Source organism: Streptomyces lienomycini (assembly GCF_027947595.1).
Taxonomy (GTDB): domain Bacteria; phylum Actinomycetota; class Actinomycetes; order Streptomycetales; family Streptomycetaceae; genus Streptomyces; species Streptomyces lienomycini.
Genome location: NZ_CP116257.1, coordinates 1,952,725 through 1,974,566 on the forward strand (window position 1 = coordinate 1,952,725; position 21,842 = coordinate 1,974,566).

23 protein-coding genes are annotated in these 21,842 nt (G+C 72.4%); 16 read left to right on the forward strand and 7 right to left on the reverse strand.

All coding sequences use genetic code 11. From position 1 onward, the window contains the following. Positions 1 to 14: 14 nt before the first annotated feature. Positions 15 to 866 (forward strand): sulfurtransferase, encoded by an 852-nt coding sequence (locus BJ961_RS09010; RefSeq protein WP_271320780.1) that lies wholly within the window; start codon positions 15 to 17, stop codon positions 864 to 866. A gap of 75 nt (positions 867 to 941) precedes the next feature. Here the strand turns inward: BJ961_RS09010 and sepH are convergent, their stop codons facing one another. Beyond that, positions 942 to 2,000, reverse strand: coding sequence for a septation protein SepH (gene sepH / locus BJ961_RS09015; RefSeq protein WP_271320781.1), 1,059 nt, complete (start codon positions 1,998 to 2,000; stop codon positions 942 to 944). A gap of 472 nt (positions 2,001 to 2,472) precedes the next feature. On the opposite strand from sepH, the gene BJ961_RS09020 reads away from it, so the two are divergent. After that, positions 2,473 to 3,345 (forward strand): hypothetical protein, encoded by an 873-nt coding sequence (locus BJ961_RS09020; protein WP_271320782.1) that lies wholly within the window; start codon positions 2,473 to 2,475, stop codon positions 3,343 to 3,345. On the opposite strand, the gene BJ961_RS09025 is transcribed toward BJ961_RS09020, so the two are convergent. After that, a complete protein-coding gene (locus BJ961_RS09025) occupies positions 3,269 to 4,618 on the reverse strand; it encodes a D-arabinono-1,4-lactone oxidase (protein WP_271320783.1) in 1,350 nt (449 codons plus the stop codon). The genes BJ961_RS09020 and BJ961_RS09025 overlap by 77 nt on opposite strands. After that, a complete protein-coding gene (locus BJ961_RS09030; protein ID WP_271320784.1) occupies positions 4,548 to 5,816 on the reverse strand; it encodes an MFS transporter in 1,269 nt (422 codons plus the stop codon). The genes BJ961_RS09025 and BJ961_RS09030 overlap by 71 nt, the downstream gene beginning before the upstream one ends. A 162-nt stretch (positions 5,817 to 5,978) precedes the next feature. On the opposite strand from BJ961_RS09030, the gene BJ961_RS09035 reads away from it, so the two are divergent. Beyond that, positions 5,979 to 7,106 (forward strand): ferrochelatase, encoded by a 1,128-nt coding sequence (locus BJ961_RS09035; RefSeq protein WP_271320785.1) that lies wholly within the window; start codon positions 5,979 to 5,981, stop codon positions 7,104 to 7,106. An 11-nt stretch (positions 7,107 to 7,117) separates the two neighbouring features. Next, on the forward strand, positions 7,118 to 7,936 hold the full coding sequence (locus tag BJ961_RS09040; protein ID WP_271320786.1) for an inositol monophosphatase family protein: 819 nt from the start codon (positions 7,118 to 7,120) through the stop codon (positions 7,934 to 7,936). A gap of 99 nt (positions 7,937 to 8,035) precedes the next feature. Here BJ961_RS09040 and BJ961_RS09045 read toward each other — a convergent pair whose 3' ends face one another. After that, complete coding sequence (locus tag BJ961_RS09045) at positions 8,036 to 8,209, reverse strand: hypothetical protein (RefSeq protein WP_179235413.1); 174 nt, start codon at positions 8,207 to 8,209, stop codon at positions 8,036 to 8,038. A gap of 426 nt (positions 8,210 to 8,635) precedes the next feature. On the opposite strand from BJ961_RS09045, the gene BJ961_RS09050 reads away from it, so the two are divergent. The 4 genes from BJ961_RS09050 to BJ961_RS09065 all read left to right on the forward strand — a co-directional run bounded on the left by BJ961_RS09050 (position 8,636) and on the right by BJ961_RS09065 (position 12,209). Next, the gene (locus tag BJ961_RS09050; RefSeq protein WP_271320787.1) at positions 8,636 to 9,289 is read left to right on the forward strand and encodes a response regulator transcription factor; all 654 of its coding nucleotides are present in this window, start codon (positions 8,636 to 8,638) and stop codon (positions 9,287 to 9,289) included. 6 nt (positions 9,290 to 9,295) lie between these two features. After that, positions 9,296 to 10,540 (forward strand): sensor histidine kinase, encoded by a 1,245-nt coding sequence (locus BJ961_RS09055; RefSeq protein ID WP_271320788.1) that lies wholly within the window; start codon positions 9,296 to 9,298, stop codon positions 10,538 to 10,540. Between the two features lie 405 nt (positions 10,541 to 10,945). Then, complete coding sequence (locus BJ961_RS09060; protein ID WP_003993510.1) at positions 10,946 to 11,242, forward strand: DUF4193 domain-containing protein; 297 nt, start codon at positions 10,946 to 10,948, stop codon at positions 11,240 to 11,242. Positions 11,243 to 11,255: 13 nt separating this feature from the next. Further along, the gene (locus BJ961_RS09065; RefSeq protein ID WP_271320789.1) at positions 11,256 to 12,209 is read left to right on the forward strand and encodes a hypothetical protein; all 954 of its coding nucleotides are present in this window, start codon (positions 11,256 to 11,258) and stop codon (positions 12,207 to 12,209) included. Between the two features lie 31 nt (positions 12,210 to 12,240). On the opposite strand, the gene BJ961_RS09070 is transcribed toward BJ961_RS09065, so the two are convergent. Then, a complete protein-coding gene (locus tag BJ961_RS09070; RefSeq protein WP_271320790.1) occupies positions 12,241 to 12,705 on the reverse strand; it encodes a DUF3093 domain-containing protein in 465 nt (154 codons plus the stop codon). Between the two features lie 57 nt (positions 12,706 to 12,762). On the opposite strand from BJ961_RS09070, the gene BJ961_RS09075 reads away from it, so the two are divergent. The 8 genes from BJ961_RS09075 to BJ961_RS09110 all read left to right on the forward strand — a co-directional run bounded on the left by BJ961_RS09075 (position 12,763) and on the right by BJ961_RS09110 (position 20,169). After that, positions 12,763 to 13,347, forward strand: a complete 585-nt coding sequence (locus BJ961_RS09075) for a PaaI family thioesterase (protein WP_271320791.1) — start codon at positions 12,763 to 12,765, stop codon at positions 13,345 to 13,347. Continuing rightward, complete coding sequence (dut, locus tag BJ961_RS09080) at positions 13,344 to 13,895, forward strand: dUTP diphosphatase (RefSeq protein ID WP_271320792.1); 552 nt, start codon at positions 13,344 to 13,346, stop codon at positions 13,893 to 13,895. Before BJ961_RS09075 ends, dut begins: the two co-directional genes overlap by 4 nt. 1 nt (position 13,896) lies before the next feature. Next, positions 13,897 to 14,649 (forward strand): DUF3710 domain-containing protein, encoded by a 753-nt coding sequence (locus BJ961_RS09085; RefSeq protein ID WP_271320793.1) that lies wholly within the window; start codon positions 13,897 to 13,899, stop codon positions 14,647 to 14,649. A 205-nt stretch (positions 14,650 to 14,854) separates the two neighbouring features. Beyond that, complete coding sequence (locus tag BJ961_RS09090; protein WP_271320794.1) at positions 14,855 to 15,547, forward strand: ABC transporter ATP-binding protein; 693 nt, start codon at positions 14,855 to 14,857, stop codon at positions 15,545 to 15,547. A 121-nt stretch (positions 15,548 to 15,668) separates the two neighbouring features. After that, positions 15,669 to 18,215: a sensor histidine kinase gene (locus tag BJ961_RS09095; protein WP_271320795.1), complete on the forward strand. Its 2,547-nt coding sequence runs from the start codon at positions 15,669 to 15,671 to the stop codon at positions 18,213 to 18,215. Then, positions 18,212 to 18,895 (forward strand): response regulator, encoded by a 684-nt coding sequence (locus BJ961_RS09100; RefSeq protein ID WP_271320796.1) that lies wholly within the window; start codon positions 18,212 to 18,214, stop codon positions 18,893 to 18,895. Before BJ961_RS09095 ends, BJ961_RS09100 begins: the two co-directional genes overlap by 4 nt. Before the next feature lie 62 nt (positions 18,896 to 18,957). Continuing rightward, positions 18,958 to 19,356 carry an OB-fold nucleic acid binding domain-containing protein gene (locus BJ961_RS09105; protein WP_271320797.1) on the forward strand — a complete coding sequence of 133 codons (399 nt, stop codon included), beginning with the start codon at positions 18,958 to 18,960 and terminating at the stop codon, positions 19,354 to 19,356. 3 nt (positions 19,357 to 19,359) lie between these two features. Further along, positions 19,360 to 20,169: a DUF3159 domain-containing protein gene (locus BJ961_RS09110; protein WP_271320798.1), complete on the forward strand. Its 810-nt coding sequence runs from the start codon at positions 19,360 to 19,362 to the stop codon at positions 20,167 to 20,169. Positions 20,170 to 20,301: 132 nt separating this feature from the next. Here BJ961_RS09110 and BJ961_RS09115 read toward each other — a convergent pair whose 3' ends face one another. Together BJ961_RS09115 and BJ961_RS09120 are read right to left on the reverse strand one after the other, a co-directional pair. Next, positions 20,302 to 20,982 carry a potassium channel family protein gene (locus BJ961_RS09115; protein ID WP_031035218.1) on the reverse strand — a complete coding sequence of 227 codons (681 nt, stop codon included), beginning with the start codon at positions 20,980 to 20,982 and terminating at the stop codon, positions 20,302 to 20,304. Continuing rightward, positions 20,982 to 21,653: a potassium channel family protein gene (locus BJ961_RS09120; RefSeq protein WP_271320799.1), complete on the reverse strand. Its 672-nt coding sequence runs from the start codon at positions 21,651 to 21,653 to the stop codon at positions 20,982 to 20,984. Before BJ961_RS09120 ends, BJ961_RS09115 begins: the two co-directional genes overlap by 1 nt. Between the last annotated feature and the right edge of the window lie 189 nt (positions 21,654 to 21,842).

Consider the following 21,842-nt stretch of genomic DNA (forward strand, 5'->3'; position numbering starts at 1 on the left):
GTCAGGATGGGGCCATGAACGCCATCATCTCCGCATCCGAACTCGTCGACGAACTGGCGGGCGCCCACCCGCCCGTGCTGCTGGACGTCCGCTGGCAGCTGAGCACGGCGAAGGCCGCCGGTGCCCCGCCGTTCGACGGCCGGGCCGAGTACGCGGCCGGGCATCTCCCGGGTGCCGTCTACGTCGACCTGGACGGGGAGCTGGCCTCCGCGCCCGGCGCCGGTGGCCGGCATCCGCTGCCGGACGTGGCGGAGTTCGGCGCGTCGATGCGTCGGGCGGGCGTGTCGTCCGGGCGGCCGGTCGTCGTCTACGACGGCGGGCAGGGGTGGGCGGCGGCCCGCGCCTGGTGGCTGCTGCGCTGGACGGGTCACCCGAACGTGCGGGTCCTCGACGGCGGGTTGCCGGTCTGGGAGGCGCCGCTGTCGACGGACGTGCCGACGCCCGCGGAGGGCGACTTCGCGCCGGAGCCGGGTGCGGCGGGGCTGCTGGACGCGGACGGGGCCGCCGCGGTCGCCCGTTCGGGAGTGCTGTTCGACGCCCGCGCGGGGGAGCGGTACCGGGGAGAGGTGGAGCCGATCGATCGGGTCGGCGGCCACATCCCGGGCGCCGTGTCCGCGCCCACGACCGACAACGTGGCGCCGGACGGCCGCTTCCTGCCCGCCCGGGAACTCCGGGCGCGTTTCACGGCCCTGGGTGCCGCGGAGGACGGCGAGGTCGGTGTGTACTGCGGCTCGGGCGTGTCGGGCGCCCACGAGGTGCTCGCGCTGGCGGTGGCCGGCATCCCGGCGGCGCTGTACGTCGGCTCGTGGTCGCAGTGGTCGTCGGACCCCGGCCGACCGGTCGCGGTGGGGCCGGACCCGCGGTAGGCCCGTGCACGAGTCGGGGCCGCACCCGTCCGGGTGCGGCCCCGACTCGTGCACGTCGTGCGGCGGTGGGACCGACTACTCCTGCTTCTTCCGCCGGGTGCCGAACACGATCTCGTCCCAGCTCGGCACCGCGGCGCGGCGACCCGGCCGGACGCCGTCGGCCTCGGCCTGGCGGTCGGTGGAACCGGTGAGGCGGTCGCGGTGGCTGGCCACCGAGCGCGGCATGAGTACATCGGCGTAGGCGGAACCGGCCGACGCCGCCGGGGCGGGGGGCTCCTCCACCTCGGGCTCCTCGCTGGGCTCCTCCACCGGTTCCGGGGCGCGCTCGGGCACCACCAGGTCGCCCCGGAAGCTCGGTACGGCCTCCAGCAGGCTGGTGAGCGAGTCGCGTTCGCGTTCGACCGAGGCGGTGGCCGCGGTGTCGTCGGCCGGATCGGAGGGCGGCGGCGGCAGACTCGGCCGCTCCCGCTGCTCCCGGTCGAGGGTGCGGTCCAGCGGCCGGTCGCGCGGCAGCCGCGCGATGCGCGGCACGAACGGGAAGCTGGGCTCGGGCGCGGCGAGGTCGTCGGACTCGCCGATCAGCGCACGCGCCTCCGCGTCGACGGCCTGGACGAGCCGCCGCGGCGGGTCGTACGTCCAGCTCGCCGAGTGCGGTTCACCCGCGACCAGGTAGACCAGCAGCACTTCCCAGGTGCCGTCGTCGCGGCGCCAGGAGTCCCACTGGACGGTGTCCTTGTCGGCGCCGCGCAGCAGCAGCCGCTCCTGCACGGCCTCGCCGAGGGGCGGCCCGGAGTTCTCGCCGGGGCGGCGGACGGGCGTCTTGCGGGCCCGCTCGGCCATGAAGGCGCACTCGGCGAGCACGGGGCCCTCGAAGCGCCGTACGCGGTCGACGGGGATGCCGGCCATCTGGGCGACCTCTTCCGCGGTCGCGCCGGCTCGTATACGCGCCTGGATGTCGCGGGGGCGGAGATGACTCTCCACCTCGATCTCGATCTGGCCGAGGCGGGGACGGTCGCCGCGGACGGCGGCGCGGAGCCGCTCGTCGATCGGAAGCGTGTACTCCGTGCTGTCCGCAGCCTTCAGCACCAGCCGTGTGCCGTCATTCGAGACGGCCACGACACGCAGTTCGGGCATGGGGACCTCCCGGGTGGTGCCTGCCGACGTCACGTGCGTCGCTGCTTCCGCTCTGTCGAGTGTGGCCTGCCCGGGTGCAGCCTGCCACAACCTTGCCGAGTTGCCCGGCGTGTCGGGCACGGGCCCTGGATCGCCGTTATGGCACGGTTACCTGTTCGCAACGCTAAGTGACCAACTGCGTCACCCTGTGCAACTGGCCCCCTCCCGGCGATCCTTCAAGGTTCCGGACCCCCTGTCGGGAAGCCGGTCCCAGGGCTCGCAACAGTACTCCATTCGGGCCACCTGCGTGGATGGGCACGCCGCCCGACTTCCGGCAAGAGGGGGTGCCCGGCCGCCCCCGGCGGGATTCTCCCGATCTTGGACGTGGCGTACTTCACGCAATCACCAGAAACGGAACTAATGGTTTCGTCCGCACGTCCCTTTCTCGTGCAGTTGATCGATCCCGTGCGGTAAAGGCAGGCAAGGTCCGAGGATGCGTGAAAAGTCCGATGACGCGGATGGGGCGGACGTGCGTACGAAGGGGGAGTCCAGGCGCATCGACCTGAGCGTGCCCCAGGTCGCCGGCAGCGCCCTGGCCGCGGTGGTGGCCGCCAAACTCGCCTCCTCCTTCGGCGTGTACGGCACGATCGTCGGCGCCGGCCTGATCAGTGTCGTCGCCACCTGCGGGGGCTCGGTCCTCCAGCACTTCTTCAGGCGCACCGGCGAGCAGCTCCGGGTGAAGCGCACCGTCGGCGCCGTCCGGACCGGGCCGGCCGCGGCCTCGGCGGTCGCGGTAGCGGCGTCGGCCCCGGGCGAGTTCACCCGGGGCACCGTCTACCGCGCGCGTGCCACCGGCTGGAGGCGTCCGCTGGTCGCGGCGGCGCTGGTCTTCGGCGTCACCATGGCCGGGATCACCGTGTACGAGGTCGCCTCCGGCCAGAACCTGAGCGGCGGCCGCAGCACCACCGTGGGCAGTGCCTTCACCGGCCACAACAAGTCCGCGGGGGACACGGGGGAGTCGGAGGACCCGGGGAAGCCGGGCGACCCCGGCGACTCGCGGGGCGACCGGGACCCGGGCGGTTCCGCCGCCCCGGACGGATCCGGCTCGGGGAGCGCCGCCCCGGACCCCGCCCCCTCCAGAACGCCGGACGGAACCGGTGGCACCGGCACGTCGCCGGACGGCGGCGCCACCGAGGGCGGCGGTACGACGGCCGACCCGACGCCCACCCCGGAAGCCTCCGGCGGCGGGGGCTCCGCGGACACCGGCACCCCCGACCCGGACGGCTCCGCTACGGCCCCAGAACCCGGCGCAAGTAGTCGTTCAGGAACAGACGGTCAGGGTCAAGACGGTCCCGCAGCGCCGTGAACTCGCCGAAGCGCGGATACACCCGGGAGAAGTACTCGGCGTCCCGGGTGTGCAGCTTGCCCCAGTGCGGCCGGCCCTCGTGCGCGGTGAAGACGCGCTCGGCGGCGGTGAAGTACGCCTGGTAGGGAGTGCCCCGGAACATGTGGACGGCGATGTACGCGCTGTCGCGGCCCGACGCGGTGGACAGGGTGATGTCGTCGGCCGGGGCCGTGCGCACCTCGACCGGGAAGCTGATGCGCAGCCGCGACCGGTCGACCATCGCCCGCAGTTCGCGCAGCGTCTCGACGACGGCCTCGCGCGGAACGGCGTACTCCATCTCCAGGAACCGCACCCGGCGCGGAGACGTGAAGACCTTGTAAGGAGTGTCCGTGTACGTCCGCGCGGAGAGTGCCCGGCTGGAGATCCGTGCGATCGCCGGGATGGTGGCGGGCGCCGCGCGGCCGACCCAGTTGGCCGCCTGGAAGACGCCGTTGGAGAGGAACTCGTCGTCGAGCCAGCCCTGGAGCCGGCCCACCGGCTGCTCCGGTCCGGCGCTGCGGTTGTTCCGCTTGGTGTTGGTGCTGCCGGTGTGCGGGAACCAGTAGAACTCGAAGTGCTCGTTCTCCGACCACAGTTCGTCGAACTCGGCCAGGACCCGGTCGAAGGGCATCGGCTCCTCGCGGGCCGTGAGCAGGAAGATCGGCTCGACGGCGAAGGTGATCGCGGTGACCACGCCCAGCGCGCCGAGGCCGATCCGGGCGGCGGCGAACACCTCGGGGTTCTCGTGCTCGGAGCAGGTGAGCACCGTCCCGTCCGCCGTGACCAGTTCCAAGCCCCGGATCTGGGCGGCGACGGAGGCCGAGTCCCGGCCCGTGCCGTGGGTGCCGGTGCTGGTGGCCCCGGAGACCGTCTGCTCCATGATGTCGCCCATGTTCGTCAGCGACAGGCCCTCACGCGCGAGCGCCATGTTGAGCCTCTTGAGCGGGGTGCCGGCCTCGACCGTGACGGTCATGGCGTCGCGGTCGATGCCGCGGATGCCCGTCAACAGTTGAGGGCGGATCAATACACCGTCCGTCGCGGCTATGGACGTGAAGGAGTGCCCGGTGCCGACCGCCTTGACCCGCAGCCCGTCCTCGGCCGCCCTGCGAACGGCTCCGGCCAGTTCGTCGACGGAGGCCGGAGTGACCTCCCGCGCGGGGCGGGCGGAGACGTTGCCGCCCCAGTTACGCCACGTGCCGTTCCGGCCGCCCGGCCGTCCGTTCGTCCTGCCGCTCGCCGTGCGTGTGCTGCTCAACGGTCCCTCCCCGACGCGGATCCGGCCGCTTGAGCCGGCGGTACCCGAGGAAACCGACCGCGACCGCGACGGCGCCGGCCACCGCCGGAACCCCGTACCCGGCACGCGCCCCGGAGGTGTCGATCACCCAGCCGCCCGCGGAGGAGCCGAGCGCGACCCCGACCGCGAGTCCGGTACTCACCCAGGTCATGCCCTCGGTGAGCTGCGTGCGTGGTACGTGCTCTTCGATGAGGGACATCGTCGTGATCATCGTGGGAGCGATGGACAGACCCGCAACGAACAGTGCCGCGGCCAGAAACAGCAGGTTTCCGACCAGTAGGAGTGGGATCATACTCACGGCCATCGCGCAGACACCCAGCAGCCAGCGGCGCTCGGGCGGTCCGGCGAAGCGCAGCAGCCCGAAGATCATGGCCGCCGTGCACGATCCCGCCGCGTACAGGGCGAGTACGAGGCTGGCGGCGGCCTTGTGCCCCTCCTCCTCGGCGAAGGCCACGGTGACGACGTCGATGGCCCCGAAGATCGCTCCCGTGGCCGCGAACGTGCCGACCAGGACCCGCAGCCCCCGGGAGCGCAGTGCGGTGCCGCCGCCCTGCTGCTCGCGCGGGTGCGGCTCCGGCTCGGTGGCGCGCTGCGAGGTCAGCCAGAAGACGCCCGTCGCCAGGAAGCAGGCGGCGAGCAGCGGCCCGGCCTCCGGGAACCAGGCCGTGGACAGCCCGATGGAGATGATCGGGCCGAAGATGAAGCAGACCTCGTCCACCACGGACTCGAAGGAGTACGCCGTGTGCAGTTGCGGCGTGCCGCGGTACAGGGCCGCCCAGCGGGACCGGACCATCGCGCCGAGGCTCGGCACGCAGCCGATGCCGACACAGGCGACGAACAGCACCCAGTCCGGCCACCCGTAGTGGGCCGCGGGCAGCAGTACCGCGGCCGCGGCCAGCGAGACCAGCGTCGCCGGGCGCAGCACCCGCCGCTGGCCGTACCGGTCCACCAGGCGGGAGACCTGCGGCCCGGCCGCGGCCGCGGCGAGCGCGATGGTCGCCGACAGCGCACCGGCCAGTCCGTACCGCCCCGTGAGCTGCGAGATCATCGTCACCACGCCGATGCCCATCATCGACAGCGGCATCCGGCCGAGGAAGCCCGCGGCGGAGAAGCCCTTGGTGCCGGGGGCGGCGAACAGGGCGCGGTAGGGACTGGCCAACGAGGTCTCCGAGGGCGGCTCAGTGAAGACTGGGTAAGGTGCGAACGCAGCTGATACAGCTTACTCGTGGAAACGCCCCGCAACACCCCCGCGGACCTGGCCGGACGCGGGAGCGGCACCCACCGCTTCGCCGCTGTCGGTGCCGGGTGGCAGGATCGAGACATGCCAGACGTGCTCGATGCCAGCCCCTATGACGCCCTGCTCCTGCTCTCGTTCGGCGGCCCCGAGGGCCCGGACGACGTGGTCCCGTTCCTGGAGAACGTGACCCGAGGGCGCGGCATCCCCAAGGAACGCCTCAAGGAAGTCGGCCGGCACTACTTCCTCTTCGGCGGGGTCAGCCCCATCAACGACCAGAACCGCGCCCTGCTGGACGCCCTCCGCGAGGACTTCGCCGAGCACGGCCTGGACCTGCCGGTCTACTGGGGCAACCGCAACTGGGCGCCGTACCTGACGGACACCCTGCGCGACATGGTCCGCGACGGCCGCCGCCGCATCCTGGTCCTGGCCACCAGCGCCTACGCCTCGTACTCGGGCTGCCGGCAGTACCGCGAGAACCTCGCGGACGCGCTCGCCGCCCTGGAGTCCGAGGGGCTGGACCTGCCGAAGATCGACAAGCTCCGGCACTACTTCAACCACCCGGGCTTCGTCGAGCCCATGATCGACGGCGTCGTCCGGTCCCTGGCCGAGCTGCCGCAGGAGGTCCGGGACGGGGCGCACATCGCGTTCTGCACCCACTCGATCCCCACGGCCGCCGCCGCCGCCTCCGGTCCGGTGGAGGAGCACGGCGACGGCGGCGCGTACGTGCGCGAGCACCTGGACGTGGCGCGGCTCGTCGCCGACGCCGTCCGCGAGCGCACCGGTGTCGACCACCCCTGGCAGCTCGTCTACCAGTCGCGCTCGGGCGCCCCGCACATCCCGTGGCTGGAGCCCGACATCTGCGACCACCTGGAGGAGCGGCACGCGGCCGGTGTCCCGGCCGTCGTGATGGCCCCCATCGGGTTCGTCTCCGACCACATGGAGGTCCTGTACGACCTCGACACGGAGGCCACCGCCAAGGCGGAGGAGCTGGGACTGCCGGTGCGCCGCTCGGCCACCGTGGGAGCCGACCCCCGGTTCGCCGCCGCGGTCCGCGACCTCGTCCTGGAGAGGGCCTCAAGCGAGCGCGGGCAGGACGTCGCGCCGTGCGCCCTCGGCACCCTGGGCGCGAGCCACAACCTGTGCCCGGTCGGCTGCTGCCCCGCCCGTGCCCCCCGGCCCGCCGCCGCGGGCGCCGACAGCCCCTACGCGTGAGGAACCGCCAAGTGACCGACGTGACGCCCGACCCGCTCCACGCCGAGCTGCTGAGGATCGCCCAGGAGGCCGCCCGGCGCGCGGGCGAGCTGCTGCGGGACGGCCGCCCGGCCGACCTCGCGGTCGCCGCCACCAAGTCCAGCCCGATCGACGTGGTCACCGAGATGGACATCGCGGCGGAGAAGCTGATCACCGGGCTGATCGCGGACCGCCGCCCCGACGACGGCCTCCTCGGTGAGGAGGGCTCCGCCGCGGAGGGCACCAGCGGGGTCCGCTGGGTCATCGACCCGCTCGACGGCACGGTCAACTACCTTTACGGACTGCCCACCTGGGCGGTCTCCATCGCCGCGGAGCAGGACGGCGAGCGGGTGGCCGGGGTCGTCGTGGCCCCGATGCGCGGCGAGTCCTACCACGCGCTGCTGGGCGGTGGTGCCTGGGCGACGGGGGCCTGGGAGGGCGAGCGCAGGCTCGCCTGCCGGGCCGCGGCCCCGCTGGATCAGGCGCTGGTCTCCACCGGCTTCAACTACGTCGCCGACGTCCGCGCGGAGCAGGCCGAGATCGCGCGCAGGCTCATTCCGCTGGTGCGGGACATCCGGCGCGGCGGCTCGGCCGCGATCGACCTGTGCGACGTGGCCGCCGGACGGCTCGACGGCTACTACGAGCGCGGTCTGCACCCCTGGGACCTCGCGGCGGGTGACCTGATCGCCCGGGAGGCGGGCGCGGTGACCGGTGGACGGCCCGGTGAACGCCCGGGCGGCGACCTGGCCGTCGCCGCCACCCCGGCCGTCTTCGAACCGCTCCAGCGCCTGCTGGCGGACTTCGGCGCGTAGGCCCCCGGAGGGTCCGGCGGGCGGTGCCCGCCGGACGGCAGCGCGCATGACGAGGCCCCGGCGCTGGATCCCGCCGGGGCCTCGTCATGCGCGGGCCGATCAGGCGCTGGTCGCGCTGACCTCCACACCGTGCTCGGCAGCGAGACGGCGCAGATCGTCGAGCTCGCCCAGTTCCACCTCGACAAGGAACTCGTCGCCCTCGTCGCGGGCCCGGGACAGGTCGGACTCGGTCGTCTTTATGCGCTGCAGAAGTCCTGCGGTGAAAGCGTCCATGCTGCGCCCCCTCGTCCTGGGTCGTGGGTCGTTGGCACGGGGGTGTGCCGATCGGAAGGGACGATCACGTCTCCGGTGGAGTGCCCAGCGCTGCCCTGCCGGGCGGCGACGGTGCCGGACACCCACGCCCGCTCTGCGGAAGCGGACCGCGACGTACCGCGCGGTAACGCGGTACAGGCAGAGCGTGATCGCGGGGTGTAAAGCCGTCCTCCCCCAGCTCCCCTCCGCGGAAACCTCAACCGCGCGAGAAAATCTGGCATTCCCGCTTCGGCGGCCTCTGCCCGTCCTTCTTCGGCACCGGCCCCGCACCCGTCTTACAGCCGACTTATGGCCGAAAAGGGCAGGATGGAGGCAACACACCCACCAGCCCCCGCCCCCGTGCGCCCGACCGGCGCTACGCGGGTGGACACAGGAAGGACAAGCGACGTGCGCGTACTCGTCGTCGAGGACGAGCAGCTGCTCGCCGATGCGGTGGCCACCGGACTGCGCCGGGAGGCCATGGCCGTCGACGTCGTGTACGACGGTGCGGCCGCCCTGGAGCGCATCGGCGTCAACGACTACGACGTGGTCGTCCTCGACCGCGACCTCCCCCTCGTGCACGGCGACGACGTGTGCCGCAAGATCGTCGAGCTGGGCATGGCCACGCGCGTGCTCATGCTCACGGCCTCCGGCGACGTCAGCGACCGGGTCGAGGGCCTGGAGATCGGCGCCGACGACTACCTGCCCAAGCCCTTCGCGTTCAGCGAGCTGATCGCCCGCGTCCGTGCCCTGGGCCGTCGTACCAGCGTGCCCCTGCCGCCCGTCCTGGAGCGCGCCGGGATCAAGCTCGACCCGAACCGCCGCGAGGTCTTCCGCGACGGCACGGAGGTGCAGCTCGCCCCCAAGGAGTTCGCGGTCCTCGAGGTCCTCATGCGCAGCGAGGGCGCCGTGGTCTCGGCCGAGCAGCTCCTGGAGAAGGCCTGGGACGAGAACACCGACCCGTTCACCAACGTCGTGCGCGTGACCGTCATGACCCTGCGCCGCAAACTGGGCGAGCCGCCCGTCATCGTCACCGTGCCCGGCTCCGGCTACCGGATCTGACCGGCCGTGGCGACGACACCGGCGCCCCCCGGGGCGCCCCCCAAGCCCACCTGGGACCCCCGCTCGGCCACACCCCTGCCCTGGCTGCGCCCCACCATCCGGATACGGCTCACGCTGCTGTACGGCGGCATGTTCCTGATCGCCGGCATCCTGCTGCTGTCGATCATCTACCTGCTCGCCGCCCAGGCCGTGCGCACCGGCAACGAACCGCTGTACAAGATCGTCGACTTCACCGACCTCAAGGTCTCCAGCAGCACCTGTCCCGTGGTCGACAACGGCAACCTGTCGCTGTCCGACTTCAACGCGGCGATCAGCGACTGCATGGACCACCAGCGCAAGGTCGCCCTGGACAACCTGCTCAGCCGCTCCCTGCTGGCGCTGCTCGGCCTGGCCGTGATCGCCTTCGCCTTCGGCTACGCGATGGCCGGACGCGTCCTGTCGCCGCTGGGCCGGATCACCCGCACCGCGCGCGCGGTGGCGGGCTCCGACCTCTCCCGCCGGATCGAGCTGGACGGTCCGGACGACGAGCTGAAGGAGCTGGCCGACACCTTCGACGACATGCTGGAGCGGCTGCAGCGGGCCTTCACGGCCCAGCAGCGCTTCGTCGGCAACGCCTCCCACGAGCTGCGCACGCCGCTGGCGATCAACCGCACCCTCCTGGAAGTGCACCTGTCCGACCCGAACGCCCCGGTGGAGCTCCAGCAGCTCGGCAAGACGCTGCTGGCCACCAACGAACGCAGCGAGCAACTCGTCGAGGGACTGCTGCTGCTCGCCCGCAGCGACAACCAGATCGTCGAGCGCAAGCCGGTGGACCTCGCCGAGGTGGCCGGCCAGGCCATCGACCAGGTGCACGCCGAGGCCGAGAGCAAGGGCGTGGAGATCCGCGGCACGCGTGAGGCGGCCGTGGTCCAGGGCAACGGCGTCCTGCTGGAGCGGATCGCCCTGAACCTGGTCCAGAACGCCGTGCGCTACAACGTGGCCGAACAGGGCTGGGTCGAGGTCGCCACCGCCGTCGAGAACGGACAGGCGGTCCTGGTGGTCACCAACACCGGCCCCGTCGTGCCGGCGTACGAGGTGGACAACCTCTTCGAGCCGTTCCGGCGGCTGCGCACCGAGCGCACGGGCAGCGACAAGGGCGTCGGGCTCGGTCTGTCCATCGCCCGCTCCGTGGCCCGGGCGCACGGTGGGCACATCTACGCGCAGCCGCGCGAGGGCGGGGGGCTCGTGATGCGGGTCGCGCTGCCGGTCTGAGATCATGACCCCGACATCTCACCGAGACCCGAGGGCGTTCGCTTTGAGCGGAATTTCCAGGCCAATGAGCCGGGAGTCGCGTGTGTGATCGATCACAGCGAAAGCAATCCCGTCCCCCACTCTCCGTGATCATGCACCCTGTCGATAAGCCGGGAAAATCCTGGTTTTCAGGGGTCCTGATCACGGGAAGTACACGGTGAGACGCCTTTGAAGTGCGGCATTCGGACCGTGTACGGTCCCCATCGCCATCCAAGCCGATCACTCTTGAGGAGTCCGGTTGGGTGTCGATTGAGTAACAGACCTTGATGTGAGGCAAAATCTCCGCCTCAGGTCGGGCACAAGTCCGGCCTCTCACGCGTTACGTGCGCTGAAGACACCGCAGACACCCAGAGGGGGAGAGCGACCATGGCAACCGATTACGACACTCCACGCAAGACCGACGACGACGTCGACTCGGACAGCCTCGAAGAGCTGAAGGCGAGGCGGAACGACAAGTCCGCCTCGGCCGTCGACGTCGACGAGTTCGAGGCCGCGGAAGGCCTCGAACTTCCCGGCGCCGACCTCTCGAACGAGGAACTGGCCGTCCGCGTACTGCCGAAGCAGCAGGACGAGTTCACCTGCATGAGCTGCTTCCTGGTACACCACCGCAGCCAGCTGGCCCGGGAGAAGAACGGCCAGCCGATCTGCCGCGACTGCGACTGAGGCGGGGTCGGCCGTGACCGGCTCGACCCCTCCCTGGAAGCGCCGCTTCCCCGGACGGGGAGCGGACCAAGGACCGTCCGACGGTCCGTACAGCGCGCGTGACGACGAGCGGGGCCCGACCGACATGGGGAAGGCCCCGCTCGAACCAGTGGCCGACCGGAGTGACCTCCCGGCGACCGCGCGGCCGCCGGCACCCGCTGCCCGGCGCCGGGCAGCGGCGTTCCGCGAGAAGGCCGGAAACGGCGTCCGCAACGGCGGCGCCCGCGCCAGGGCCGCCCTGGCGCACCTCGCCGACCGGGTCATCGACCTCGCCCCGCGCGTGCCCGTACGGGACCTGGCGACGCTCCGCGGACAGTTCCCCGGCCTCGGACCCGAAGAGCTCGCCGACCGCCTCGTGGCCGGCGCCGCCAAGGGCACGGCCACCGTGGGAGCGGGCGTCGGAGCGGCCGCGATGCTGCCCGTACCGCCCGCGATGCCCACCGAACTGGCCGCCGAGATCACCGGCGTCGCCGCGATCGAGCTCAAGCTGATCGCCGAACTCCACGAGGTCTACGGCGTCCGCCCGCCCGGCGGCCTCGCGCAGCGCAGCACCGCCTACCTGAACTCCTGGTCGGACGAACGCGGCGTCGACGTGTCCAAGCCGTCGACCCTCGGCTCGGCGATGAACAGCCACATGAAGCGCCAGCTGCGCCAGCAGATCATGAAGCGGATGGTGCGCGACCTGCCGAACCTGATGCCCTTCATGGTCGGCGCGGCCGTGGGCGCGGTCATGAACCGCCGCGACACCAGAAAGCTCGCGGCCAGAATCCGCACCGACCTGCGGCGGCACCAGGTCCCCTGGAGCGCCCTGGACGACCTGCCCGCCCTGGAGCGGCCGCAGGACGCCCTGGACATGGGCGAGATCGCCAAGGGAATCGGCCGCGGGCCGGCCGGCCGCGGGGAAAGCTTCGGCAAAGAAGGCCGCTGACCCGCAAGCACCCCCGGGCCGCGATCTCGCGCTACGCGGCGGCCGCCTTCGCCGCCGTCAGGGCCTCGATCAGCCGCTCCGGCTCGCGCGTCGACAGGTACAGGTACGGCGTCGGGTCCTCGGGGTCCGTGACGATCACGCGCACGGCCCGCGGGATGTAGGCGCGCAGCAGCAGGAAGGCCCGGGTGTCGGCCTTGTACGTGCGCCAGGCACGGGCCTCCTCCGGGTCCAGGATCTCCGCCTCGCCCAGCGCCGTGACCGGCACCTTCGCCTCGCCCGCGATCAGCGAGTCGCCCACGACACGGATGCGCACGGCCCCGTACGAGCTGGCCGCCACCGCCGCCACCGCCGTACCGCCCGCCAGGCCGCCCAGCATGGGCAGCGTGCCGAAGGGCAGCAGGACCAGCGCGAACGCGAGCCCCACCAGGAAGGAGACCAGCCACCAGGAGCGGGGCGCGGTGAGGCGTTCTTCGTACGGGGCCGTGGAGAGCTGCATGAACCAAGCTTGGCACGGTAGCGGTGTTCGGCCGACGCGCGGGTAAGGTCTGCGCCTGTGAGTGGTACTTCCCCAGGTCTTCAGCCCCCCGTCGACGCCGTGAAACCCGTCCGGCACCCCGAAGCCCCCGCCCCCGGGGAGCTGCTCGGCGCCCACTACGGCCAGTGTTTCGGCTGCGGCGGCGACCAGCCCCACGGACTGCACCTCCAGGCGCGGGCGGGCGAAGGCGTCTCGATCACCGCCGAGTTCACCGTCCGCCCCGCCCACCAGGGGGCCCCCGGCCTGGCGCACGGCGGCGTGCTGGCCAGCGCCCTGGACGAGACGCTGGGCTCGCTGAACTGGCTGCTGCGCACGATCGCCGTGACCGGACGGCTCGAGACCGACTTCCGGCTGCCGGTACCCGTCGACACGACGCTGTACCTGGAGGCCGAGGTCACCGCGGTCGCCGGCCGGAAGATCTACTCCACCGCCACCGGCCGCATCGGCGGCCCCGACGGCCCCGTCGCCGTCCGCGCCGACGCCCTCTTCGTCGAGGTCAAGGTCGAGCACTTCGTCCAGAACGGCCGCGACGAGGAGATCCGCGCCGCCATGGACGACCCCGACCAGGTCCGCCGCGCCCGCGCCTTCGAGGTGAACCCGTGAGCCGCGCCGACCTCGAGGTGCTGATCCGCCGCGTCGACCCCGACGTACCGCTCCCGACGTACGCGCGGCCCGGCGACGCCGGAGCCGACCTGCGCACGACCGTCGACCGCGAGCTGGCCCCCGGCGAACGGGCCGTACTGCCCACGGGCGTGTCTGTGGCGCTCCCCGAGGGGTACGCGGCCTTCGTGCACCCACGTTCCGGTCTTGCCGCCCGTTGCGGAGTCGCCCTCGTGAATGCCCCGGGGACGATTGATGCCGGGTACCGTGGGGAGATCAAGGTGATCGTGGTGAATCTCGACCCGCGCGAGAGCGTGCGGTTCGAGCGCTTCGACCGGATTGCCCAACTGGTCGTCCAGCAGGTCGAGAGGGTCCGCTTCCGCCAGGTCGCGGAGCTTCCCGACTCGGCGCGGGCCGAGGGGGGCTTCGGGTCCACCGGCGGCCACGCCGGGTTGGACCGTGCAAGCGGCACAAGCGGTCAGGTCGCCGAAGGCGGCCCGACGGGTGGGAATCGATACGCTTCGGTCGTATCCGACCGGGAAGGACAGTGACGTGTTCGGACGTCGCAAGAAGAACGACGCCGCCGAGGACGCGGCCGGCGAGACCGAGCAGGTCGTCGACAGCGTCGACACCGGGGCGGACGAAGAGCGCGAACGCGTGCGGCTCGAGCCCGAACCGCGGCCCGACGGGCCGTGGGACAGCACCGAGGTCCGCGACCCGGCCGAGGGCCGGGTGGACCTGGGCGGCCTGTTCATCCCCGGCGTCGACGGCATGGAACTGCGGGTGGAGGTCGCGGGCGACGCGATCGTCGCCGCGACCGTCGTGCTGCGCGACAGCGCCATCCAGCTCCAGGGCTTCGCCGCACCCAAGCGCGAGGGCATCTGGGGCGAGGTGCGCGAGGAGATCGGCTCCGGCATCACCCAGCAGGGCGGCATCATCGACGAGGTCGAGGGCCCCCTGGGCTGGGAGCTGCGGGCGCAGGTCCCGGTGCAGCTGCCGGACGGGACGGGCGGCTTCCAGGTCGTGCGGTTCGTCGGCGTCGACGGGCCCCGCTGGTTCCTGCGCGGTGTGATCTCGGGCCAGGGCGCGGTGCAGCCGCAGGCCGCCGGTCTGCTGGAGCAGATCTTCCGGGACACGGTCGTCGTCCGCGGCGAGGGCCCGATGGCCCCCCGCGACCCGATCGTCCTCAAGCTGCCCAACGACGCCCAGATGGTCCCCGAGGGCGTGCAGCAGGAGGAGGGCTCCCGCTTCGCCGGCGGCATGGGCCAGCTCCAGCGCGGGCCGGAGATCACCGAGGTGCGGTAGGCGAGGACCCGGTACGGCCGCCGGCCGTACGCGTGCGCCACGAGGGCCGCGTCCCCAGGAGGACGCGGCCCTTCGTGCTGCCGGTCGGCAGGGGCGTGCGGCCCGATCGGCCCTGCGTACGGCCTGATCGACCCCCGGCCGTTGATCCGTCCGCCGCCGCCGGTGATACTGGCGCCGGTTCACCGAGCACGACGGGGGAGGGCACATGAGCCAGGTGGTCACGGAGGCCATGGTGCGCGTCGAGGACGTGCGGAAGTCGTACGGGCGGGGAAGCGCCGCCGTACACGCCCTGCGGGGGGTCTCCTTCGAGGTGCCGCGCGGGGAACTGGTCGCCCTCAAGGGGCGGTCGGGATCGGGGAAGACCACGCTGCTCAACGTCGTCGGCGGGCTCGACGTGCCCGACGCGGGCCGGGTCGAGGTCGACGGCCGGGACCTCGCGGAGCTGGACGAGGACGGGCTGCTCGCCCTGCGCCGGGACCGGGTCGGCTTCGTCTTCCAGTCCTTCGGGCTCGTCCCGATCCTCACGGCCGCCGAGAACGTGGGCGTGCCGCTGCGGCTGCGCCGGGCCGCCCCGCGCGAACGCGAGGAACGCGTCGAACTGCTCCTCTCCCTCGTCGGCCTGGCCGACCACGCCGCCCAGCGGCCCGGCGAGCTGTCCGGCGGCCAGCAGCAGCGCGTCGCCATCGCCCGCGCCCTCGCCAACAACCCCGCCCTGCTCGTCGCCGACGAACCCACCGGCCAGCTGGACGCCGAGACCGGGCACTCCGTGATGGAACTGCTGCGGGCCGTCGTACGCAGCGAGCAGGTCACCGCCCTGGTCGCCACCCACGACGCCACCCTGCTCGACCTCGCCGACCGGGTGCTGGAACTGCGGGACGGGGAGATCGTCGAGCAGTGACGCCCCGGCGTCAGGGTTTTGTCAAGGACGACCGGCATCCCCACCCCCGCCCCTTTTGCCGCGATTGTGGGTCGTAGGGTCGACGCTGCGCAATCAGCGCCGACCGGAAGACAATGAGGCCATGGGACGCGGCAAGCTTCGGATCTACCTCGGTGCGGCACCGGGCGTCGGCAAGACGTACGCGATGCTGTCCGAGGCGCACCGCCGCGTCGAACGGGGCACCGACTGCGTGGTCGCCCTCGTCGAGCACCACGGCCGCTCGCGCACCGAGGTGATGCTCCGCGGCCTGGAGCGGGTGCCGCGCCGCGAGGTCGAGTACCGCGGCGCGGCCTTCACCGAACTGGACCTCGACGCGGTCCTCGCCCGCGCCCCCCGGGTGGCCCTGGTCGACGAGCTGGCCCACACCAACGTCCCCGGCGTGCGCAACGCCAAGCGCTGGCAGGACGTCGAGGAACTGCTCGCCGCCGGGATCGACGTCGTCTCGACCGTCAACATCCAGCACCTGGAGTCACTCGGCGACGTGGTCGAGTCGATCACCGGCGTACGGCAGCGGGAGACCGTGCCGGACGAGGTGGTGCGCCGCGCGGACCAGATCGAACTGGTCGACATGTCCCCGCAGGCGCTGCGCCGGCGCATGGCCCACGGCAACATCTACCAGCCGGACAAGGTCGACGCGGCCCTGTCCAACTACTTCCGCCCCGGCAACCTCACCGCCCTGCGCGAGCTGGCCCTGCTGTGGGTGGCGGACCGGGCCGACGAGTACCTCCAGCAGTACCGCAGCGAACACCGGGTCTCCAGGATCTGGGGCTCGCGCGAACGCATCGTGGTCGGCCTGACCGGCGGCCCCGAGGGCCGGACGCTGATACGCCGGGCCGCCCGCCTCGCCGAGAAGGGCGCCGGCGGCGAGGTGCTCGCCGTCTACATAGCCCGCAGCGACGGACTGACCTCGGCCTCCCCGAAGGAGCTGGCGGTCCAGCGCACCCTGGTGGAGGACCTCGGCGGCACCTTCCACCACGTCCTGGGCGAGGACATACCCGCCGCCCTGCTCGACTTCGCCCGCGGCGTCAACGCCACCCAGATCGTCCTCGGCTCCTCGCGCCGCAAGGCCTGGCAGTACGTCTTCGGTCCCGGCGTCGGCGCCACGGTCGCCCGCGAGTCCGGCCCGGACCTGGACGTCCACATCGTGACCCACGAGGAGGTCGCCAAGGGGCGCGGGCTGCCGGTGGCCAGGGGGGCGCGGCTCGGCCGTTCCCGGATCGTCTGGGGCTGGTTCGCGGGCCTGGGCGGACCGGTGCTGCTGACCCTGCTGCTCAGCGCCGTCCACCTCGGGCTCGCCAACGACGTCCTGCTCTACCTCGCGCTCACCGTCGCCGCCGCCCTGCTCGGCGGGCTGTACCCGGCGCTCGCCTCGGCGGCGGTCGGGTCGCTGCTGCTGAACTGGTTCTTCACGCCGCCCGTCAACCGGATCACCATCGCCGACCCCCGGAACATGCTTGCGCTCGCCATATTCGTCGGTGTCGCGCTCTCCGTCGCCTCGGTGGTCGACGTCGCCGCCCGCCGAACCCACCAGGCCGCCCGGCTGCGCGCCGAGTCGGAGATCCTCTCCTTCCTGGCCGGCGACGTCCTGCGCGGCGAGACCAGCCTGGAGACCCTGTTGGAACGGGTGCGCGAGACCTTCGCCATGGAGTCGGCCGCCCTGCTGGAGCGGGAGGGCGACGTGGCGCCCTGGACCTGCGCCGGGCGCGTCGGATCGGGACCGCCGGTGGAACGCCCGGAGGACGCGGACGTGGACATGCCGGTCGGCGACCACATGGCCCTCGCGCTGACCGGCCGGGTCCTGCCCGCCGAGGACCGCAGGGTGCTGGCCGCCTTCGCCGCCCAGGCCGCCGTCGTACTGGACCGGCGCCGCCTGCGCGAGGAGGCCGACCGGGCCCGGACGCTCGCCGAGGGCAACCGCATCCGCACCGCGCTCCTGGCCGCCGTCAGCCACGACCTGCGCACCCCGCTGGCCGGCATCAAGGCGTCGGTGACCAGCCTCAGGTCCGACGACGTGGCCTGGTCCGAGGAGGACCGGGCGGAGCTGCTGGAGGGCATCGAGGAGGGCGCCGACCGCCTCGACCACCTCGTGGGCAACCTGCTCGACATGTCCCGCCTCCAGACCGGCACCGTCACCCCGCTGATCCGCGAGATCGACGTCGACGAGGTGGCGCCGATGGCGCTCGGCGGGGTGCCCGAGGGCAGCGCGGAGCTGGACATCCCGGAGACGCTGCCCATGGTCGCCGTCGACGCCGGGCTCCTGGAGCGGGCGATGGCCAACCTGGTGGAGAACGCCGTGAAGTACAGCCCCGCCGGGCGGACCGTCCTGGTCGCCGCCAGCGCCCTCGCGGACCGCGTCGAGGTACGGGTCGTCGACCGGGGGCCGGGAGTGCCGGACGAGGCCAAGGACCGCATCTTCGAGCCCTTCCAGCGGTACGGCGACGCCCCGCGCGGGGCCGGTGTCGGCCTCGGCCTGGCCGTGGCCCGGGGCTTCGCCGAGGCGATGGGCGGCACGCTGAACGCCGAGGACACCCCCGGGGGCGGCCTCACCATGGTTCTCACCCTCCGCGCGGCGGGACCGTCCGCGGCGACACCCCACCTCGCGACAGCGGAAAGGCAGGCCGCCCAATGACCCGGGTGCTCGTGATCGACGACGAACCGCAGATCGTGCGGGCCCTCGTGATCAACCTCAAGGCACGGCACTACGAGGTCGACGCCGCCCACGACGGCGCCACCGCCCTCCAGCTCGCCGCCGCCCGGCACCCCGACGTCGTGGTGCTGGACCTGGGCCTGCCCGACATGGACGGCGTCGACGTGATCAAGGGGCTGCGGGGGTGGACCCGGGTGCCGATCCTGGTGCTGTCCGCCCGGCACTCCTCCGACGAGAAGGTCGAGGCGCTCGACGCGGGCGCCGACGACTACGTCACCAAGCCCTTCGGCATGGACGAGCTGCTGGCCCGGCTGCGCGCCGCCGTCCGCCGGTCCGAGCCGGTCCCCGGGGGCGAGGACGAGGTGGTCGTGGACACCGCGGAGTTCACCGTCGACCTGGCGGCCAAGAAGGTCAACCGGGGCGGGCGGGACGTACGCCTGACACCCACCGAGTGGCATCTGCTGGAGGTGCTGGTGCGCCACACGGGGCGCCTGGTGAGCCAGAAGCAGCTGCTGCAGGAGGTGTGGGGGCCGTCCTACGGGACGGAGACGAACTACCTGCGGGTCTACATGGCCCAGCTGCGCCGCAAACTGGAGGCGGACCCCGCGCACCCGCGGCACTTCATCACCGAGCCGGGGATGGGATACCGCTTCGAGAAGTGAGCCTCGCCATCCCGTCCCGAGAGGGGTGCATGGGTGTCGGCGGGCCCCGGTACGCTTCAGATATGAGTTCTGCTCCGCGTTCCGACAAGCCGGTGGGCCGGTTCCGGCGCATGTTCGACCGGCTCTCCTCGTCCCAGGAGGACCTGGAGTCGGAGGAACTGCGCGAGGACACCGACACCGCCGGCTGCACCCGCATCTGCGACTGCCAGGACCGGCAGGTCGTCTCGGTTACTGGTACCTTGCGCACGGTCACCCTGCGGCCGCGTGCCGGCGTCCCGGCCCTGGAGGCCGAGCTGTTCGACGGTTCCGCCGCCCTGGACGTGGTGTGGCTGGGCAGACGCTCCATCGTGGGCATAGAGCCGGGGCGCAAGCTCATCGCATCGGGCCGGATCTCCATGAGCCACGGCCGCCGGGTGCTCTTCAACCCGAAATACGAACTGAGACCCCTCGGACGGGAGTAGCCGGTGACGTCGCTCGACAAGCCGACCGAAGAGACGACAGAGGCGGACGACGCCCGGGCGGTGACCGAGGCAGCGCTGTTCGAGGCGTTCGGCGGCGTGCGGGGCATGATCGAGACGGTCCTGCCGGGCCTGCTCTTCGTCACCATCTTCACGCTCAACAACGACCTGCACATGTCGGCGATCGCGGCACTGGCCGTGTCGGTGGTGCTGGTCGTCGTCCGGCTCGTGATGAAGGACACCGTCAAGCACGCGTTCAGCGGGGTCTTCGGTGTCGCCTTCGGCGTGGTCTTCGCGATGATGACCGACAACGCCAAGAACTTCTATCTGCCGGGCATGCTCTACACCCTGGGCCTGGCGCTCGCGTACATCGTCACGTCGCTGGCCGGAGTGCCGCTGATCGGCCTGATCCTCGGCCCGGTCTTCAAGGAGAACCTCTCCTGGCGCACCCGCAACCCGGGCCGCAAGAAGGCGTACACCAAGGCCAGCTACGCGTGGGGTCTGATCCTGCTCGCCAAGAGCGCGATCCTCTTCCCGCTGTACTGGTGGGCGGACACCGAGCAGCTCGGCTGGGTCCTGGTCACCCTGAAGATCCCGCCCTTCCTGCTCGCCGTCTGGCTGACCTGGGTCTTCCTGGCCAAGGCCCCGGCGCCCATCGACGTGTTCGCTGAGATGGAGGCGGCGGAGGAGGCCGAGAAGGCGGAGAAGGCCGAGCGGGAACGGCGCGCTCAGGAGGCCGACGGGACCCTGCCGGGGTCGCCCGAGGCCGACGGGGACGCCGCGGACCTGCGCGGCGGCAGACACCGCAAGGCCTGACGCACCGGACGGGACGAGCCGGACGGGACGAGTGGACCGGACGGGACGAGCCGGACGGGCGGGGCGGTACGGCGGTGGGGCGCCCGGAGACCACCGGGCGCCCCACCGCCGTACCGCGTCGTGCCGCCTCGCTCAGACCGTGCCGTCGGGCCGCCGCCGGGCCGACAGCAGGTCCTCCAACTGCTCCTCGCGGGCCTGCGCGGCGACGAACAGCAGCTCGTCACCCGCCTCCAGGGAGTCCTCCCGGGACGGCGTCAGCACCCGGGTGCCGCGGATGATCGTCACCAGAGAGGTGTCCTCCGGCCACTGGACGTCGCCGACCTGGGTACCGGCCAGGGCCGACTCCTCCGGCAGCGTCAGCTCGACCAGGTTGGCGTCGCCGTGGCTGAAGCGCAGCAGCCGGACCAGATCGCCGACGCTCACCGCCTCCTCCACCAGGGCCGACATCAGCCGCGGGGTGGAGACGGCGACGTCCACCCCCCAGGACTCGTTGAAGAGCCACTCGTTCTTCGGGTTGTTCACCCGGGCCACAACCCGCGGAACGCCGTACTCCGTCTTGGCCAGCAGGGACACGACCAGGTTGACCTTGTCGTCGCCCGTCGCGGCGATGACGACGTTGCAGCGCTGGAGCGCCGCCTCGTCCAGGGACGTGATCTCGCACGCGTCGGCGAGCAGCCACTCCGCCATCGGAACCCGCTCGACCGAGATCGCGGTCGGCGCCTTGTCGATGAGCAGCACCTCGTGGCCGTTCTCCAGCAGCTCGCCCGCGATGGAACGGCCGACCGCGCCGGCTCCGGCAATGGCGACCCTCATCAGTGACCGCCCTCCTCTTCGGGACCCTTGGCGAACGCCGCCTCGACCTTGTGGACCTCGTCGGTGCGCATCATCACGTGCACGAGGTCACCCTCCTGCAGGACGGTCTGCGAGGAGGGCAGGATCGCCTCCCCGAGCCGGGTGACGAAGGCCACCCGCACGCCCGTCTCCTCCTGGAGCCGGCTGATCTTGTGGCCGACCCATGCGGAGGACGTGTGCACCTCGGCGAGCTGGACGCCCCCGGTGGGGTCGCGCCACAGCGGCTCGGCACCCGAGGGCAGCAGCCGGCGCAGCATCTGGTCCGCCGTCCAGCGGACCGTGGCCACGGTGGGGATGCCCAGGCGCTGGTAGACCTCGGCGCGGCGGGGGTCGTAGATGCGGGCCGCGACGTTGTCCACGCCGAACATCTCGCGGGCCACGCGGGCGGCGATGATGTTCGAGTTGTCGCCGCTGGAGACGGCCGCGAAGGCACCGGCCTCCTCGATGCCCGCCTCGCGCAAAGTGTCCTGGTCGAAACCGATGCCGGTGACGCGGCGGCCGCCGAACGAGGAGCCGAGGCGGCGGAAGGCGGTGGGGTCCCGGTCGATCACGGCGACCGTGTGCCCCTGCTGTTCCAGGGTCTGGGCGAGCGCGGAGCCCACGCGCCCGCAGCCCATGATGACAATGTGCATCGCCTCACACCGCGCTTCCTGCGGGCCCGCCGGCCTTAGTGGATGTCGTGCTCATGTCTCTCTTTCGGCTCGCCTGGCGACACGTCGCGGCCGTGGTGCGGGCCGCAGGGGAACATCATGCCGGTGCACCCGGCCATGACGCCGCCAGGGGCCCGGGAAGGCGGGTTCCCTCCGTCCGGACCCAACGTA